This is a genomic window from Pedobacter sp. BG31 (assembly GCF_042464845.1).
GTDB classification, from domain to species: Bacteria; Bacteroidota; Bacteroidia; order Sphingobacteriales; family Sphingobacteriaceae; genus Pedobacter; species Pedobacter suwonensis.
This window is the reverse complement of record NZ_JBHNZK010000019.1, coordinates 32,964-46,831: the sequence shown is the minus strand read 5'-3', so window position 1 is coordinate 46,831 and position 13,868 is coordinate 32,964. Positions and strand designations below refer to the sequence as shown.

16 protein-coding genes are annotated in these 13,868 nt (G+C 37.7%); 8 read left to right on the top strand and 8 right to left on the bottom strand.

Annotation, left to right across the window (positions count from 1 at the left end):
* The 4 genes from ACFE6N_RS19560 to ACFE6N_RS19545 form a co-directional block, all read right to left on the bottom strand.
* Window positions 1–1,908 (bottom strand): AAA domain-containing protein, encoded by a 1,908-nt coding sequence (locus tag ACFE6N_RS19560; RefSeq protein ID WP_378939250.1) that lies wholly within the window; start codon window positions 1,906–1,908, stop codon window positions 1–3.
* A gap of 86 nt (window positions 1,909–1,994) precedes the next feature.
* Complete coding sequence (locus tag ACFE6N_RS19555) at window positions 1,995–2,378, bottom strand: DUF3037 domain-containing protein (protein ID WP_378939248.1); 384 nt, start codon at window positions 2,376–2,378, stop codon at window positions 1,995–1,997.
* Window positions 2,356–3,147, bottom strand: coding sequence for a HipA family kinase (locus tag ACFE6N_RS19550; RefSeq protein WP_378939246.1), 792 nt, complete (start codon window positions 3,145–3,147; stop codon window positions 2,356–2,358). Before ACFE6N_RS19550 ends, ACFE6N_RS19555 begins: the two co-directional genes overlap by 23 nt.
* A gap of 373 nt (window positions 3,148–3,520) precedes the next feature.
* Window positions 3,521–3,709: a hypothetical protein gene (locus ACFE6N_RS19545; RefSeq protein WP_090987306.1), complete on the bottom strand. Its 189-nt coding sequence runs from the start codon at window positions 3,707–3,709 to the stop codon at window positions 3,521–3,523.
* A 112-nt stretch (window positions 3,710–3,821) separates the two neighbouring features.
* Between ACFE6N_RS19545 and ACFE6N_RS19540 the strand changes: the two genes are divergently transcribed.
* From ACFE6N_RS19540 to ACFE6N_RS19530, 3 genes are read left to right on the top strand one after another with little or no spacing between them, the layout of a single operon-like run.
* Complete coding sequence (locus ACFE6N_RS19540) at window positions 3,822–4,202, top strand: hypothetical protein (protein WP_090987308.1); 381 nt, start codon at window positions 3,822–3,824, stop codon at window positions 4,200–4,202.
* Between the two features lie 44 nt (window positions 4,203–4,246).
* On the top strand, window positions 4,247–4,450 hold the full coding sequence (locus ACFE6N_RS19535; protein WP_378939243.1) for a KTSC domain-containing protein: 204 nt from the start codon (window positions 4,247–4,249) through the stop codon (window positions 4,448–4,450).
* A gap of 1 nt (window position 4,451) precedes the next feature.
* Window positions 4,452–5,189, top strand: a complete 738-nt coding sequence (locus tag ACFE6N_RS19530; protein WP_378939241.1) for a DNA-formamidopyrimidine glycosylase family protein — start codon at window positions 4,452–4,454, stop codon at window positions 5,187–5,189.
* Between the two features lie 205 nt (window positions 5,190–5,394).
* Here the strand turns inward: ACFE6N_RS19530 and idi are convergent, their stop codons facing one another.
* Genes idi through ACFE6N_RS19515 form a run of 3 tightly spaced genes read right to left on the bottom strand, consistent with a single transcriptional unit; the run spans window position 5,395 to window position 7,664 of the window.
* Window positions 5,395–5,937, bottom strand: coding sequence for an isopentenyl-diphosphate Delta-isomerase (gene idi, locus ACFE6N_RS19525; RefSeq protein ID WP_378939239.1), 543 nt, complete (start codon window positions 5,935–5,937; stop codon window positions 5,395–5,397).
* Window positions 5,938–6,774 (bottom strand): phytoene/squalene synthase family protein, encoded by an 837-nt coding sequence (locus ACFE6N_RS19520; protein ID WP_378939236.1) that lies wholly within the window; start codon window positions 6,772–6,774, stop codon window positions 5,938–5,940.
* Window positions 6,771–7,664 carry a MerR family transcriptional regulator gene (locus ACFE6N_RS19515; RefSeq protein WP_378939234.1) on the bottom strand — a complete coding sequence of 298 codons (894 nt, stop codon included), beginning with the start codon at window positions 7,662–7,664 and terminating at the stop codon, window positions 6,771–6,773. The genes ACFE6N_RS19520 and ACFE6N_RS19515 overlap by 4 nt, the downstream gene beginning before the upstream one ends.
* Window positions 7,665–8,087: 423 nt before the next feature.
* Between ACFE6N_RS19515 and ACFE6N_RS19510 the strand changes: the two genes are divergently transcribed.
* The 5 genes from ACFE6N_RS19510 (at window position 8,088) to ACFE6N_RS19490 (ending at window position 12,483) form a co-directional block, all read left to right on the top strand.
* The gene (locus tag ACFE6N_RS19510) at window positions 8,088–8,846 is read left to right on the top strand and encodes a LytR/AlgR family response regulator transcription factor (protein ID WP_378939232.1); all 759 of its coding nucleotides are present in this window, start codon (window positions 8,088–8,090) and stop codon (window positions 8,844–8,846) included.
* Window positions 8,847–8,970: 124 nt separating this feature from the next.
* Window positions 8,971–9,324 carry a PleD family two-component system response regulator gene (locus ACFE6N_RS19505; RefSeq protein WP_244278888.1) on the top strand — a complete coding sequence of 118 codons (354 nt, stop codon included), beginning with the start codon at window positions 8,971–8,973 and terminating at the stop codon, window positions 9,322–9,324.
* 10 nt (window positions 9,325–9,334) lie between these two features.
* Window positions 9,335–9,964: a hypothetical protein gene (locus ACFE6N_RS19500; RefSeq protein ID WP_378939230.1), complete on the top strand. Its 630-nt coding sequence runs from the start codon at window positions 9,335–9,337 to the stop codon at window positions 9,962–9,964.
* Window positions 9,965–10,089: 125 nt separating this feature from the next.
* Window positions 10,090–11,463, top strand: a complete 1,374-nt coding sequence (locus ACFE6N_RS19495; protein WP_378939228.1) for an exonuclease domain-containing protein — start codon at window positions 10,090–10,092, stop codon at window positions 11,461–11,463.
* Between the two features lie 603 nt (window positions 11,464–12,066).
* Window positions 12,067–12,483, top strand: a complete 417-nt coding sequence (locus ACFE6N_RS19490) for a VOC family protein (RefSeq protein ID WP_378939225.1) — start codon at window positions 12,067–12,069, stop codon at window positions 12,481–12,483.
* A gap of 78 nt (window positions 12,484–12,561) precedes the next feature.
* Here ACFE6N_RS19490 and bioA read toward each other — a convergent pair whose 3' ends face one another.
* Window positions 12,562–13,863: an adenosylmethionine--8-amino-7-oxononanoate transaminase gene (gene bioA / locus ACFE6N_RS19485; RefSeq protein ID WP_378939222.1), complete on the bottom strand. Its 1,302-nt coding sequence runs from the start codon at window positions 13,861–13,863 to the stop codon at window positions 12,562–12,564.
* Window positions 13,864–13,868 lie beyond the last annotated feature (5 nt).

Here is a 13,868-nt window from a genome sequence, read left to right as displayed (position 1 = left end):
TTATAAGTCCATAAACTCCCACGCACTATGATAAGCATCTAGTTGTTCCGCATACCGGATAAAATCAGCATAAAAAGCAGATTTCGATAAGGTAGCGCTATCGCCAATTACAACCAGTTTTTTCCTCGCCCTGGTCATGGCCACATTCATTCTACGGGTATCCGATAAGAAGCCGATGTTTCCATCGCTGTTACTTCTGGTCAGGCTGATATAAACTACGTCCCGCTCCTGCCCCTGAAAACTGTCAATGGTATTTACCGCAATTTTGTCGCGATAGGGAATCAATGTTTCAGTTTCCTCAATCAGCGCATTCAATAGCTGAACCTGTTGTTTATAAGGCGATACAATGGCAATAGAAGGAAAGCTTTCATTTTTGCTACCTAAATCAGCAACAAGATGTATGAGATGTTTAACCAAAAAACCAGCTTCATCAGGATTGGTCGTGCTGGTTCCGTCTGATTTTTCATCGTAGCTACAACCTGCCGTATCAATAAACTGGATCGGTTCATCGCCCGAAAATAATAAGCGGTCTGCAACAGACTGATGAGCCTTTAGCGCATTTTTGTAAAACACCTGCGATGAATAACCCATGATAGCAGTATTCATTCTGTATTGTGTATTCAATAATACAACGGCTTCTGGATGAAGATTTACTACCTTTTCCAATAAAGTATTGCTTAAGCCGTTTCTGGCAGCTTCATTTGATTTAATCGTTGGCGAAAGCTGAAAATGATCTCCGGCCAAAATAATTTTTTGCGCCTTTAAAATCGGTATCCAGCAAGCCGGTTCCAAAGCCTGCCCGGCCTCATCAATTACGATGGTATTATACTTTAAATTCCGGACGGTATAATGGTTAGCACCTACTAAAGTAGCGGTAATAATCTGTGCTTTGCTAAACAGATTATCCATCATGTATTGCTCCGTTTTTTCTACTTCTCTTCCGATTTTATGTGCTTCATCAAACAAGGCTTTGCGTTGATCGCGTTCTGCTTTACCAAAACTCCGCTTATATTTGTGCGCCATATTTTTGTACTCACTCGCCTGTTTTTTTAAGGCTTTAATGGTTTTCATCTCCGGATGATCGGCCATCTGATGATCAAGTGTAGTTGCCATTAATTTCTCTGACACCCTTGCAGGATTTCCGACCCGGATTACTTTTAGTCCTTCGGCAGCCAACTTCTCTGTAAGTAAATCAACAGCGGTATTACTTGGTGCTACCACGAGCATTTTTTGATCGTGATGTTTCATCAATGATTTTATAGCATGCACCAGCGTAGTTGTTTTTCCCGTACCTGGGGGGCCATGAACTATAGCCAGATGATCCGCAGCAATGATTTTATTCACCGCTAATTGTTGTGAATCGTTTAGTGTATTTGGAATAACAAACTTCTCTTCTCCCTGAAAGGACGGTTTCTCTCCTGCTGTTAAAATACGGATCAGTTTATTTTCTGCATCATTTTCGGCTGAGTTTGAAGCTTGCTTAAGTGCACGCTGCATCTCATCATAGCTGTTGTTATCAAAAAGCAGATCCACACCCAATTTGCCATCTCTCGTCCAATCGGGCAGTTCATCAACACGGAAGCTGATTTTCATCCTGCTGCCACTTTGATGATTGATAATCCCTTCCAGCCGATTTTCTTTGGCATCATGATTTGAAAATAATACCACAGCAGCACCAAAACGGAACTGATGAGAAAAATCCTGATGGGTAGTTCTTTCCAGCTCAACCGTTAAATAATCACCACGGCCTACTTCCGTATTTCTGATGGCAATCGGGTACCAGGTTAAGCCCAAAGCCCTCCTGTCGGCAGGCGAAGTGTTTTCGGTAAGTTTTAAATACGATTGTAAATCTTCTTTACGTTCGGTATCAAGCAGATCCTGAAGATTTTTAAAATATTCTTTCGGCAAGGAGAAGGGGTTAATTGGTTAACTGTTTAAATCGGTTAATTGTTAGATCGCCTGATAACTGAAAACTGCAGATTTTAAACTGCTTATTATAGAACCAGCTCCTGGTGTAACCTTAACAACGTCTCTTCGGGATCATCGCAAAAACCAGGGTGCACTTTTGAGCACTGCACTACTGTACTTCTGGTTGCCGTAAGCCATCTAAAACGGGAAGCCTGATCATATTGACCAATCGGACCAGAACCCTCCGCGCCCAAACTTATTCTTGCGAATGCACACAAGTTTTCGCTAAGTTCGTTTAAATCTGTTTCTGCAGAAAAAGCCTTTATTTTTTTCTCATCCAGAGAAAAAATACTTTTCAGAAACTTTTGCCTGGCACAAAACAAAATAATACCCACATTGATAAATTCCTCACGTTCTACCCTTGGCATTACGCGAATCACAGCGTACTCAAATAAGAATTTCTCTTGCATGCTGTGCTTCTTTTAAAAATATGTCAGAATGTGCCAATCTGTTTGTAAGGAAATTTTTATAGGCTTCGCGATGAGCTGTTTTGCTGTCAAAGCTGGTTTCACCTTCCAGCCAGTCATCAGGGATCAGGTTAATCACTGATGCTATCTTTTCGGGATCAAGTAATTCGCTGAATTCTTTATTTACACTTTCCAGTTCAGATGCCCATGGCAACAATACATGATCTTTTACCAAAAAGAAAGGCTTGATTGCCTGTTCTTCCCAATTTTGCCATGAATGATGAAAATATAAAGCGGCACCATGGTCTATTAACCACAGTTCTTTGTGCCAAAGTAACATATTGGTATTTCGGCAGGTGCGGTCCATATTGGTTAAAAAACAATCGAGCCACACAATTTGCGAGGCAAGTTTGGCATCTACCCTAGTTACGGTTGGATCGAATGTTATCGCTCCAGATAAATAATGCAACGCCAGATTTAACCCTACACTGGCCTTAAGCAGATCCTGAATTTCCTCGTCGGGCTCAGTTCTCCCAAAAGCTTCGTCTAAATTGGCAAAAACCAACTCAGGTACGCGCAATCCTAAGTAGCGGGCTATTTCGCCACCAATCAATTCGGCAATTAAAGCCCGGGGTCCCTGTCCTGCCCCTCTAAATTTCAGTACATATAAAAAATGATCATCAGCCTCTGCAATGGCAGGCAGGGAGCCACCTTCTCGCAATGGCGTAACGTATCTGGTTACATTTACCGTTCTAAGTTGTAAATCGTTCATATCTTCAGCTAGAAAAGCCGTTATGATTTTTTGCGGCACAATCTAAACTTACCGCAAAACTACTAGAATTTCAACAATTAATCGTTTAAAGTTTAATAGGCAAAATCTTCGTAGCAAGTCTGCAGATCAATTGTTAAAATAAAAAGGTTTTGTTGAATGGCAATGCTATTGATCAACGTTGAGAACATTGGGCAATAGAAGCAATTACAATAAGAATGTTATCAAAATAAGATTAAACGGATTCCAGACCACTTTAAGTATATAATAACAAAAGGCTTAAAGACTTTATCTCTTTTATATGGTCAAGAATTTAGCTTAAAACGCCTTCGGCTATAATCAGACTGACAAACGATTTTCGGTATTAAATAGCGCATCAATCATGCCCTAAATAAGCGATGCCTGCAGGCGTTATAGCAGATGACCATTGTACCGATTCGCGATTAATCTTAATTAGCCCCATACTTTCCAATTCTTCATATTCTTCTTCCATCCCACCCAAAACCGAAGAACTAACCTGCTGATTGATTACCTCAAGTAGAGATATGATTTCTGATCTTTCCATAACATTGTCAATTAGTAATATTTCAATTAACATATGGGCAATTAAAATGTTTACTGCTTAATTAAACATTTTCGGGGGATTAAGGTTGTATCTATATCTCGATTTAATTACTATGGAAACACACCTGTATTATCTTTTTTTTATGGCTTTGCCCGTAGCCTGCATCGCCTGGACAGTTACAAAGGAAGAGATTTTCAGAGAAGCCCGTGAATTTTGTGTAGACCGTTCTAAAAACTGCAATAAACTTTTAAAAAGGAAGTTTTTTTATGTATTTACGTGTGAATACTGTTTTAGCCACTATGTAACTTTGATCTTGCTTTTCATTACCAGGTTTACCTTAATTTATCCGGACTGGCGTGGTTATATCATTGCGTTTTTCTCCATCGTATGGATAGCAAATGTTTACATGAGCTTGTATAACATTATCCGCATCGATCTGAAGAAAGAAAAAATAAAAGTTCAGAAAGAGGAATCAACACTAAAAAATGACTGAAACCAATTCTAATTACTGATGTTTTGAAATCATAACCTATTGTTATGCCATCATCAGTAATTAAGTATTTCAGTTATGATGAAGTTACAAAAACCTTAAAAATCATTTTTGTGACCGACATGGTTTATCTATACAAAAATGTTCCTGAAAATATTTACAAGATGTTAAAGGCGTCAGGATCAAAAGGGCAATATTTTAATAGCAATATTAAAGATAAATTTAAATTTCAAAAAATAGAAGAAACGTAATATGCCCGAAGGTCCATCAATCGTAATTTTAAAAGATTTAATACAAGAGTTACATTTGGGCAAGCCCGAGGTGCTTGAAGTAACGGGTAATGCAAACAATTTTGATAAGGATAAATTACTCCATCAAAAGGTTGAGGATTTTAAAAGCTGGGGAAAACACTTTTTGATCTGTTTCAAGGATTTTACCATCCGGATCCATTTCATGCTGTTTGGCAGCTATCTTATTAATGCCCGAAAAAAAACACCTTTAAAACTCGGCATTGTTTTTAAAAAAGATGAATTAAACTTTTATACCTGCAAAGTTGACCTTTTGGAAGGAAACGTCAAAGAACATTACTCCTTGGAAAACGACGTAATGGCTGATGAATGGAATAACAAGGCAGCGATTAAAAAACTGAAAGACAAACCTCAGGCAATGGTTTGCGACGTATTGCTCGACCAGCAAATTTTCAGCGGAGTGGGCAACATCATCAAAAATGAAGTTTTATACCGTACCCGCATACATCCACTAAATAAAGTTGAAGACTTGTCGCCTGTAAAATTACAGGCATTGGTTAACGAGGCCAGGAACTATAGTTTTGATTTTTTAAAATGGAAAAAGGAAAATACGTTAAGTAAACATTGGGAGGTATATAACCAGAAAGTGTGTCCTCTTAAACATAAAATCGATAAAAAAGAATTGGGCAAAACACACCGCCAGACTTACTTTTGCAAAAAATGTCAAAAAATTTATAGTTAGTACAATGAACTATAAATATTCTGTTTTTACGCATCAAAAATTAAAATACTAAATATCAGCGAATTAAATTCAGCTGGCGCCCACTCATAACAATAATTATAATCTTAAAGTAAAAGAAATGTTTTATTTAAAATAATTTTTGGAGTTTTCCAAACTAGCCGTATATTTGTCCTCGAGAGCGTTAATTTAGATACGGGTATATGGCTTAGGCTGTATGCCCGTTTTTTATTTGTGCCGTTGATGCGTGTGCGATTACTTCGTTCAAACAGATCCTCAGCCAGGGGGTGTAAGCGCCGGGATTAAGCGCGATATCCTGCGCTAAGGTATCCAGGTCAACATACTTAAAGGCTTCTACTTCCTCACGATTGATCACCGGTAATTTGTCGCTCATACCAAAAAACACATGATCGATCTCATGTTCAGTTAAGCCGTTTTCGAATGTTGCTCTATAGGCAAATTTAAACAGGTAATTTAATTCGCAATCCATCCCCATTTCTTCCATTAACCTCCTTTTAGCGGCCTGCATATTACTTTCGCCAATTCTCGGATGGCTGCAACAGGTATTCGTCCACAAGCCCCTCGAATGATATTTATTCATAGCTCTTTGTTGCAGTAACAACTCGAGTTTGGAATTAAAAATGAAAACGGAAAAGGCACGGTGCAATAAACCTTTTTCGTGGGCTTCCATTTTATCCATCTGCCCTTTCGGCACATCCTCCTCATCTACGAGAATAACTTGTTCTTCCATTTAAATTACATTTAGCTTATTGCGGATCAGCGAATCAAACATCAACCCAACCTTACGGGTATTCGAAATCCTGATCCGTTCGGTCATAATCTTCTCTGCACTTAAGCGCTTTATCTTCGCGAATAACTTTTTATAGTAGATATAAGATAAATAGACCCCGTTTCTGGAAGAGGCAGGCAGCAGTTTGATACCTGTTAGTGCAATGGCAAATTCCTTTTCAATATCTTCTTCAATTTCCTGTTTTTGTTGATCGCAGAATAAAGCTAAGTTCACATTAGGAAAATAATTCCGGCTAAGTGTTTGATGATCAGCCTTAACATCCCTCAAAAAATTAACTTTTTGAAATGCAGAACCCAGCTTCATGGCATACGGTTTAAGATATTCGTAATCTACATCACTGCCATGCGTAAAAACTTTTAAGCACATCAACCCAACTACCTCTGCCGAACCTAAAATGTAATCGTTGTAAAGTTCGGGTGTATATTTTTGTGTGGACAGGTCCATTTCCATACTTCTGAGGAAAAGAATGATCAGCTCCTCATCTATCTGATACTGATTGACAACCTTTTGAAATGAATTCAGGATAGGATTTAAGCTAATGCCCAGGTTAATGGCTTCAAAAGTATCATCCTTAAATTTTTCCAGTAAAAATTTCTTGTCATATTGATGAAAGCTGTCTACAATTTCATCTGCCAAACGTACGAAGCCGTAGATAGCATGTATGGGTTGGCGAATTTCTTTGCCGAGAAAATAAATACCATAAGAAAAGCTTGTGCTATATAACTTAGTGGTAAGCCGGCTGCAATTGCCAGATAATTGATCGAAGATTTCTTTCATGTATGTGAGGGTAATTCTATTGTTTTTTCAAATTCATCAAGCGTTTTAATCCAATTGATGTGATCGATACGGTCAAGCTTACCAATCACCTCACTATTCCCGGCGAGATGGATTTTTGTGTCCGAGCATATTTCAGACAATTGATCGATGTATTGTTGTGCCGCTGGCGCTAACCTCGATTTGATCATAAAAAGCATAACGTGACCTACATTTAACGTAGAAAATATGCGCTTAATCGAATCCAGCGGAACTCTGCAACCTAAAAAAATTACGTGATGATGTTGCATCCTCAGCATGTAGCTGGCAAAAAGCAGTCCGATATCGTGGTCCTCATCTTCAGGTAAAAAAAGCAGCCAGCTTTGCCCGGAATTTTCCATTAACGGAAGATTGTTAATATGAGTAAATATTTTTTGGCGGATAATATTGGATAAAAAGTGTTCATGTGCAGGGCAGATATCATCTTTTCGCCACATCAACCCTAAGCGTAACAATAAAGGATAGATTATTTTCCGGTAGCAGTTAGAAAGTCCAAATTGATTAATGCTTTGGTCCATTAGCTCATTAAAAGCGTGTTCATCAAAAGCCAGTCCATATTTAATCAATTGAGCAACATAATAATCGTCTTGTTTATCGCCAAGAGAATAATTGAACTGTTCATCAAGCAATTTATCCATTTCGCTATCCGAAAGGCTGCATATTTTTGAAATTTTTAAACCGCTTTTATTTAAACTTACAATATTTAACAGTTTCCGAAGCTGCTGATCATCGTATAAACGCGTATTGCCTTGAGATCTCAACGGACTCAGTGCATGGTAACGTTGCTCCCAGATCCTGATGGTATGAGAATGGATGCCGGACAGCTGTTCAAGATCTGCTATAGAGTAGGTCATTTTTGTTTAAATATATGCAATAAAAACTTAAACAAAAAGCAGGTAAAAAAGTTTTTGATTAAATGTACAGTAAATTAGCCTTAAACTTAAGGTCCCGCAGATGACCTATTTAAAAAATTACATTTGCAGCATCCTGAATTCTGGAATTTCATACGTTAATAAGTAAGCTTATTATCTGTTGTATACCTGGCGGTACCATTTGTAACCTGAAGAAATCACAGCGAGAAGATCGAATTAAAAAGTTGATGAAATTCAAAAGTAAATATGAATGCTAGATAATGGCAAGTCATGAGTCCCTATAACAGGTATATACGATTTAAAAGAATATCAACTTTTCAAATACATAAAAAAATACTTCCGCAACGTGTTTTTCTTTTGTTTTATTTAATGAAATTGTAATTTGCACCAACTAACCTATAAAAAATGTCGATAAGTTGCATTGCGATTGATGATGACCCTCATTCCTTGGAGAGCTTGGTGACATATATGGAAAAACTTCCTGACTTAAAGCTCATCAAAACTTTTACCGAACCGCTTCAAGCCCTTTCAGAAATAACGGCGTCCAACCCGGTCGATATTATTTTTATGGACGTTGAAATGCCTTCGCTTTCCGGAATCGAACTGGCCGGCTTATTAAGGCAAAAAACAAATTATCTGGTTTTTACCACAGCACATACCAGGTATGCACTCGACGCCTTTAAGGTACAGGCAGATGCTTATTTGCTTAAGCCCTACTCTATTATACATCTGGCCAAAACGATAAACAACCTTTATCCCACCGGGACAAGAACCAGACATCCTTTTTCCATTTTAGATGAACATTTTTTCTATATACCCCTAAAGGGAGAAAATGGCGACCTGGTAAGGATAGATTTGAATGAGCTAATTGCTATTGAAGAAATAGGTGAAGACATTCAATTTAAAACCACAAAAAATACTTTCCTGAGTTCGAAATATAACTTCACGAAAACGCTTAAGATGCTGAAGGAGAATCCTGCTTTTATTCAGATCACCCCAACGGTAGTGATTGCAAAGCAATACATTAAAAGTGTTCTTGACGACAAAATACTCCTTTCGGGTGAGACATCTTTTACTGTTTCACAAACTTATATAGAACTTTTTTCGAAATTTATCGAACAGAATTCTTTACAGACAGGTGCTCATCCAAACACCCTGATGTAGCATTTAACCGTCTGCTATCAACACCTGCAACACATTTTGATGCAGGATTGAAACATTACGTTCAAAACTTTGTATTAGGATAAACTATTTTATTATTTAATTGATTTTATCTGTTTTGAAAAGAGTGTTGGTTGTGGATGATGATCCAGATGTATTAGAAGTTTTCCAGGAGGTATTAGAGACTGAACATTATAAGGTTTACCCATTACTTTCTCCAAGATATATTTTTAAAACCATTAAAGATTTCAGACCCGATCTGATTATTCTGGACATCATGTTGAATGGAATGGATGGCCGAGCTGTGTTTAAAGAATTAAGGTTAAACCCTGAAACAGCTGGCATACCTATTATTATGGCATCGGCCAGGTATGATGAAAATTATATCGCATCACAAAAATACCATCCCGATGATTATTTGGAAAAACCCTTCAACATCACAGATTTACTTCGAAAAGTAGGTGCATTAATGGAAAACTAAAAAGACAGATATGAGATTAAAACTTTTAACATTTTTTCTAGGGTTGTTTGGGATGGCTTCGATCAAAGCGCAGGCACAAACGAGACCAGACAAACTCTACTCAATGAGTGGAATCGGATTTGCATTACCCGTGGGCGAGACCTCAGATTATTTTAAACCAAAATTCTCAACATCGTTAGGCCTGAATTTAGGTTTGGGTAATCATGGTTTGTTCCTTTATCCAAAAGTAAGCTTACATGCTTTCACTTTTAATCAGATTACGCCAGATGAAGGTTACAATTATACCTTACAGAAAGGAAGAGCAACTACCTATCTATTAAACGTAGCCTTGGGTTACCGTAAAATCGTTAACAAATGGGCATTTTATGGTTTTGCCGGTGCAGGTGGCGGGTTTATCCTGACTCCTCAGGCAACAGTTAATTCATCAAGTTTACAGGTGATACAAAATAATAAATCTAATGGTTTAGGAATTGCTGAAGGTGGTGCAGGCATAGAGTACAATATTGGAGGTGCCAACTTGTTTGTTGAAGCTGGTTACATGTATGGTTTTAGTAAAATACAGAACAGGGCCTTTAATACTGTACCCATCTCTGTGGGTATTAAACCTAATTTAAGCAAATTGCTTAATAAACTTAAATAAAAGTTATATACAACTACGGAAGCGGTTACGTTAAATAGGTAACCGCTTTTTCTGTGCTAAAGAAATAATCAAAATATTTTTTATACTAATTATTTTAGTATAAATTTGTAATTCAAATTATTTTAATGTTATACGCAATAGTAGATATTGAAACCACTGGTGGTCATGCCTCGGCAAATGGCATTACCGAAGTTGCCATTAACATTCATGATGGTAACGAGATCGTTGAATCTTATACTACGCTGATTAATCCCATGCAGCCAATACCTGCGCACATTACGGCACTTACCGGAATTGATGATGACATGTTGATGAATGCTCCAACATTTGACGAAGTTGCACTACAGATTTATCAACTCTTAAGTAATAAGGTTTTTGTGGCGCACAATGTAAATTTCGACTATTCCTTTTTAAAGCATCACCTGGCAGCTTCAGGATATGATTTACAATGCAAAAAGCTGTGTACCGTAAGATTAAGCAGAAAATTAATTCCGGGTAAATCGTCTTATAGCCTTGGAAAGCTTTGTACAGCCTTACAGATCCCCATTCAAAACCGGCATCGCGCTGCAGGAGATGCAAATGCAACCAGTATCCTGTTCAATCTGTTGCTGGAGTACGACCAGGAGGGCGTCATCGCAGAAATGCTTAAAAAAACATCGAAAGAGCAGGTTTTACCTCCTCATTTAGATAAAGCGTCTATCCTGAAACTGCCCCACCAGCCTGGCGTTTATTATTTCAAGGATAATAAAGGCAAAATTATTTATGTTGGAAAGGCAAAAAATCTTAAGAAACGTGTAACCAGTCACTTTACCGGTAATACCCCCAATCGGCAGCGTCAGGAATTTTTACGTAACATCCATCATGTAGATTATGTAACGTGTGGAACGGAACTGATGGCCCTGATTTTAGAAGCCAATGAAATTAAACGTCTCTGGCCTGAAAACAACCGGGCAATGAAACGTTATGAACATAAATATGACTTATACGTTTTCGAAGACCAAAACGGCTATTTGCGCTTAGCGATAGATAAACACAAAAAGAACAACAATGCCCTGCAAAGTTTTAACAGTTTACTGGAAGGTTATAACTTTTTAAATCATTTGATTGATAAATACCAGCTTTGTGCCAAACTGTGCTATCTGCAGAAAACAGCAACAAAATGTTACGCGCATGAGAATGGACAATGTTTTGGTGCATGCAGTGGAATAGAAACGGTAAGTGTTTACAACAAAAAACTAAATGCGGCCTTAATGGATGTTCAAAACCAGCAACCGAGCTTTGCATTGGTAGATGACGGAAGAAAGGAAGATGAATTCAGTTGTTTGGTAGTAGAAAACGGGAAATTTTATGGCATGGGTTACTTTACGGATAAAAATTATTTATCAGATGGATTATCGCCAATTAGAAATGATTTAGCAACCTATCAATCCAATAGTTACATTTTAAATTTAATTCTAAATTATGCAGAGCAAAACCCGCAGAAATTGTATAAATTGTAAAACTTAATTCCAGTGCTACTCAAGGTTATTTCAATTTTACTATTATCACTAATCTCATCGTGGTGTTTGGGTCAGAGTAACAATAGCCCAAATATTGATTTGAATCAACAAAATATCGGGAAAAGTCTCTTTAAAAAATTTAAAGGAGGCGATTTAAAGTCGACTTATCTTGGAAAAATATCAGATACAAGTGGTAAGGTTAGATTTTATGTTGTTACAGAGTTTATGAGATTCAGGGCTGCTATTGTATACCACAGAAAGAGCAAGCTGATATTTTACAATTCAAGTAAAAAAGTTAACGTGCAATATTACTTTGATATGCCTGAAGAGCTTCCATTTAGATTAGAGTCGAACACGCTCTATTTTCGTGATAGTAACGAAAAATTATCATTATTAACATTACAAATAGGCGAACAGTTGCCGAAGCGCATTTTCAATAGCTATTAAATTTCGTCGTAAATCATTACTTATAATTTAATTACCATTGATGAATAAAAACAGGGAAACACTAATTGTCTCAAACAACCCTATAAATTTTCGTTTTTAGCAAGCTTGTCCTATCTAATGCTTACCTATCTTTACCTTAAACAAAATATAAACGTTATGACAAAATCACTATGGATCAACCTTCCGGTAAAGGACATCAATAAATCTAAGGCGTTTTTTACAGCTTTAGGCTTCAGCCTTAACCTGCAATATGGCGCCCGAGCGGATTCGGCCTGCCTTTTAATAGGAGAAAGCAACTTCGCAATCATGCTTTTCGAAGAAAATCTGTATGAGAGTTTTATAGGTATAAACATTGCCGATAGACGTAATGGAGGCGAAGTGTTATTTTCTTTCGATGCAGAAAGTCCGGAAGAGGTAGATAGCCTTGCTCAAAAAGTGGTGGATGCCGGTGGCACACTCTATGGAGAACCTGGTTACAAAGATGGCTGGATGTACGGTTGTGGTTTTGTTGATCTGGATGGTCAAAGATGGAATATTCTTTACATGGACATGAGCAAAATGCCTTTGGGTTAGTTTTCTTTTCGTAGAAAACTGATAAGTGATCATAGCCTCTGATCACTGGTCGTAGCGTCTCGCTACGACCCAAGATATTTACACTTCTTCTAAGGCTGTTTTTATATTTGTATAGATATAATCAAGATCTTCATCACTAATGATATAAGGGGCAAGGATATAAATGATATTCCCTAATGGCCTCAATATAATTCCTCTGTCTAAAAAATAATTATACAACAGGTTACGAAGATTACTTAAATAAGAAGTTTCATTTCCAGTTTGCCATTCAATGGCAATAATGGTTCCCGTTTGCCTCACCGCTTTAACTTTAGGATGCGCCTTTATATCTTGTAAGAACAGGGCATGTTTGGCCTCTACCCTTTTGATGTTAGCCATTGTTTCATCTTGCAGTAGAATATCTAAACTTGCTAAAGAAGCAACACAAGCAATCGGGTTTGCCGTAAAAGAGTGCCCGTGGTAAAGCGTTTTTAATTTATCATCACTTAAAAAAGCTTCATATATTTCATTGGTACAGGTTGTGATTCCCAATGGCATAGTTCCACCGGTTAAACCTTTACTTAAACAAACAATATCGGGTTTATTGCTTAGTTTATCACAGGCAAAGTAACTGCCCGTTCGGCCGAAACCAGTCATTACCTCGTCAGCAATGATCAAAATACCTGCTTGCTTACAGGCAGCAATTAGTTCATCAAGATATTTTGCTTCATACATCAGCATACCGCCAGAACCTAAAATCAAGGGCTCAAAAATGAAACATGCTGTATCGGTAAGATGTGAGATGTAAGAGGTTAGATATGAGATATTATCTTCACCAGGCAGATCGATGAAATCTACATCAAACAACAAACTATTAAAAGCATCGGTAAAAATACTGCGTCCACTTACAGACATGGCGCCGAAAGTATCTCCGTGATAGGCATTTTTAAAAGCCAGAATCCGGGTTTTAGGCTTTCCCTTATTGTCCCAGTACTGCAAACACATTTTCAAAGCTACCTCAACCGCTGTTGAACCGTTATCAGTATAAAAAACTTTTTCCTGTTTACCTGGTAATATGGGCAATAGCCTTTCCGCGAGCAATACGGCAGGTTCGTGCGTAAAGCCTGCAAAAATTACATGCTCAAGTACCGTAAGCTGTTCGGCTACCTTTTTTGCAATATGAGGGTGTGCATGGCCATGGATATTAACCCACCATGATGAAACCGCATCAATATACCTTTTCCCATTTTCATCAAAAACATAAACGCCCTCTCCACGCACAATCGGAATATGAGGCAAGGCATTTTTCATCTGGGTATAAGGGTGCCAGATCACCTTTTTATCGCGCTCAGTTAAATTAAGTTCGGAGTTTGGAGTTTGGGGTTTGGAGATATCGGACATCAGAA

Coding starts and splice junctions, on each gene's coding strand:
- ACFE6N_RS19520 (WP_378939236.1), bottom strand. CDS start 6,774: ATGAAAGAAATCTTCGATCAATTATCTGGCAATTGCAGCCGGCTTACC.
- idi (WP_378939239.1), bottom strand. CDS start 5,937: ATGGAAGAACAAGTTATTCTCGTAGATGAGGAGGATGTGCCGAAAGGG.
- ACFE6N_RS19555 (WP_378939248.1), bottom strand. CDS start 2,378: ATGCAAGAGAAATTCTTATTTGAGTACGCTGTGATTCGCGTAATGCCA.
- ACFE6N_RS19550 (WP_378939246.1), bottom strand. CDS start 3,147: ATGAACGATTTACAACTTAGAACGGTAAATGTAACCAGATACGTTACG.
- ACFE6N_RS19490 (WP_378939225.1), top strand. CDS start 12,067: ATGACAAAATCACTATGGATCAACCTTCCGGTAAAGGACATCAATAAA.
- ACFE6N_RS19500 (WP_378939230.1), top strand. CDS start 9,335: ATGAGATTAAAACTTTTAACATTTTTTCTAGGGTTGTTTGGGATGGCT.
- ACFE6N_RS19540 (WP_090987308.1), top strand. CDS start 3,822: ATGGAAACACACCTGTATTATCTTTTTTTTATGGCTTTGCCCGTAGCC.
- ACFE6N_RS19545 (WP_090987306.1), bottom strand. CDS start 3,709: ATGGAAAGATCAGAAATCATATCTCTACTTGAGGTAATCAATCAGCAG.
- ACFE6N_RS19495 (WP_378939228.1), top strand. CDS start 10,090: ATGTTATACGCAATAGTAGATATTGAAACCACTGGTGGTCATGCCTCG.
- ACFE6N_RS19535 (WP_378939243.1), top strand. CDS start 4,247: ATGCCATCATCAGTAATTAAGTATTTCAGTTATGATGAAGTTACAAAA.
- ACFE6N_RS19530 (WP_378939241.1), top strand. CDS start 4,452: ATGCCCGAAGGTCCATCAATCGTAATTTTAAAAGATTTAATACAAGAG.
- ACFE6N_RS19510 (WP_378939232.1), top strand. CDS start 8,088: ATGTCGATAAGTTGCATTGCGATTGATGATGACCCTCATTCCTTGGAG.
- bioA (WP_378939222.1), bottom strand. CDS start 13,863: ATGTCCGATATCTCCAAACCCCAAACTCCAAACTCCGAACTTAATTTA.
- ACFE6N_RS19515 (WP_378939234.1), bottom strand. CDS start 7,664: ATGACCTACTCTATAGCAGATCTTGAACAGCTGTCCGGCATCCATTCT.